A 2,666-nucleotide genomic window follows, 5' to 3' on the forward strand; every position below is an offset into this window, starting at 1 on the left:
TTTTCTATCAGTACCAAATATTATAGAACCGAACTTTGACATCATTTTGCGTTAAGCAATATGATGCGGAGTTTAGCTAGTGCTTTTAGTTTGGCATAAATTTAAAGAGCGGTCTGTTCAAGCGGAGAATGTGACGCAAAGTAAGGCGAAGTAAGTTACACAAGTGAAAATGTGACGCAAAGTAGGGCAAAGTAAGTCACACAAACTAACGAGCAGATAGAATTCTAACGAAGCAGTAGATAATAAAAGAACTTTAGATTTAAAATAAATAGGCAAACACAAAAAACGGAGGACAAGAAATTAAAATTTGCACTCCGTTTGTTATAGGCGTTAATGTTATGTTATTTTCCTAAATAACCGATCCACATTGCAAAAACTAAGATCACTAGCACTAAAGTGGTGATCCAAACGTAAAGTTTATCTTTTTCCTTAGCAAAAGCATAAATCGAAACGACGACTCGCAACACGGGCGTTAGGATCAACAAGAATAATCCGAGCATCATTATGGCGAATGGTTTAAAGGCAGCTACTCCTTGGAAAATGGCAGAAAAAGTAGTTGGGAAGCTTCCAGCTGGATAACCAGTTTTTCCGGTGATTAAGGCTAAGCCTAAACCAAGTATGATCACCACTGCTGAAGTGATAACGCCGATCCGTAATACATGACCGATCACTAACTCGATCTCGGTCATTTCCTGATGACGTTTTTTTTCTTCATCTGTCATCCAAAACTCACCCCGAATCCTTTAAGAAACATCTGTAATCCAATCAGAAATAGTACTGGAATAAAAATCTTGCGCAAAAGTTTAGCTTGTAAATGCTGCATGATCCTTGAACCGATAGTCGCTCCGACTAAGATGCCGATTGCTAAGGGAGCCGCTATTTCAGGCTTGATAGATCCATTGAAGAAATAGACCGTTGCACTAGCAGCAGCTGTGACACCCATCATCAAGTTACTAGTTGCGCTGGAAGGCTTGAGTGGCATTTTCATGATCGTATCCATGGCGATCACTTTAAATGCTCCGCTGCCGACACCTAAGAGTCCACTGGCTAATCCTGCACCAAACATCATCGTAAATCCACCAGGAACATTAGAAACTTTGTAATCTACCTGTTTTCGATTAGCCTGATCATAATAGGTACTGTTTAGTTCAAGTTTTTCGGAAAGTTCATCTGGAGTTGTGTTTTCGACTTCTTCTTTACTAGCACGAAGTTTATGTAACATGTTCCATGAAGAAAATATGAGCAGCATGCCAAACAAAACATAGAGTACTTTGGCTGGTAAAACACCGGTCAAAATTGCCCCCAGGATCGCTCCGACTGTTGTCGCGATTTCAAGGAACATGGCCACACGTAGATTTAGCATATCATCCTTGAGGTAAGCGATCGAAGCACCCGAGCTAGTAGCGATAACTGAAATTACACTGGCACCGATCGCGTATTTGATATCTAAGCCTAAAGCGATAGTCATGATCGGTGTAACGATCATTCCACCGCCGATTCCAAAAATTGCTCCAAAGATGCCGGCAAACAGCCCAACTCCGGCTAAAATCAGAATTGAATTGATCAAATCATTTCTTCCCTTCAAATATTACTGTATCAAATATGTTGCTATCTTATGATAGTCCCATTATACATGAAACACTAGGTTGAACAATGACTTTATGTTCTGCAAAATTTGTGTAAGTTGATTCAGAGCTTAAATTTGGAAGGGAACAATGGAAAAAAGCGCGCTAACCTGTTAGTATAGAGAACGGAAACTTCAAGAAAGGGATAATTTTAAAATGTCTCAGAGTGAAAATGAAGATAACTTGAAAGTCAGTGTTTTAGCAAGTGGGAGTACAGGTAACGCTACATATGTTGAAACGCCTGGACATAAAATTTTGATAGACGCTGGTTTATCTGGGAAAAAAATAGAAGAATTAATTAATTCTATCGGCCGAACGCTGAAAAATGTGGATAGTTTATTTGTGACGCACGAACATACTGATCACAGTAAGGGTGTTGGTGTACTTGCACGGCGTTACGGTTTAGATGTGTATGCAAACGAAGGAACTTGGGGTGCAATGAACAGCCGGATCGGAAAAATCCCGGTCGGACAGAAACACATTCTACCTGCAGGCCAAGTCCAGTCACTTGATGGTTTGGATGTGGAAAGCTTCAGTGTGTCACATGACGCCGTGGATCCACAATTTTATGAAGTACATTACAATAACAAGTCTTTTGCGATCATCACTGATACAGGCTATGTGTCTGATAGAGTACGAGGTACGATCAGTGATGCTGATGGTTATTTATTTGAATGCAACCATGATGTGGAAATGTTGCGGATGGGCGGTTATCCTTGGCCGTTAAAACAGCGGATCTTAAGCGATACTGGTCATTTATCGAATGAAGATGGAGCTAATGGTCTAATGGCAGCTTTAGGCAACCGAACTAAAAGAATATATCTTGGACACTTGAGCCGAGAAAACAATGTAAAAGAACTAGCCCATATGACGGTGCAAACGATCATGCAAGGGCATGATTTAGCAGTTGATCATGATTTTGCGTTGTTGGATACAGATCCAGCGGCAGCAACTCCCTTAACAATTATTTAAAATATAGAACGGTCCTGTTAAAACAGGTCGTTTTTTATTTTCGTCGTTTGTAAAATTAAGTTAGAAATA

General features: G+C 40.1%; 3 protein-coding genes. 1 reads left to right on the plus strand and 2 read right to left on the minus strand.

Features of this window, described 5'->3' with window-relative positions:
• Positions 1-341: 341 nt before the first annotated feature.
• Together FC65_RS10015 and FC65_RS10020 are read right to left on the minus strand one after the other, a co-directional pair.
• Positions 342-722, minus strand: a complete 381-nt coding sequence (locus FC65_RS10015) for a DUF1634 domain-containing protein (protein ID WP_056972566.1) — start codon at positions 720-722, stop codon at positions 342-344.
• A complete protein-coding gene (locus tag FC65_RS10020) occupies positions 719-1,567 on the minus strand; it encodes a sulfite exporter TauE/SafE family protein (RefSeq protein ID WP_056972568.1) in 849 nt (282 codons plus the stop codon). Before FC65_RS10020 ends, FC65_RS10015 begins: the two co-directional genes overlap by 4 nt.
• 214 nt (positions 1,568-1,781) lie before the next feature.
• On the opposite strand from FC65_RS10020, the gene FC65_RS10025 reads away from it, so the two are divergent.
• On the plus strand, positions 1,782-2,597 hold the full coding sequence (locus tag FC65_RS10025) for an MBL fold metallo-hydrolase (protein WP_056972569.1): 816 nt from the start codon (positions 1,782-1,784) through the stop codon (positions 2,595-2,597).
• The last annotated feature ends 69 nt before the right edge of the window (positions 2,598-2,666 follow it).

It is taken from the genome of Ligilactobacillus acidipiscis DSM 15836, from assembly GCF_001435755.1.
Lineage (GTDB): Bacteria > Bacillota > Bacilli > Lactobacillales > Lactobacillaceae > Ligilactobacillus > Ligilactobacillus acidipiscis.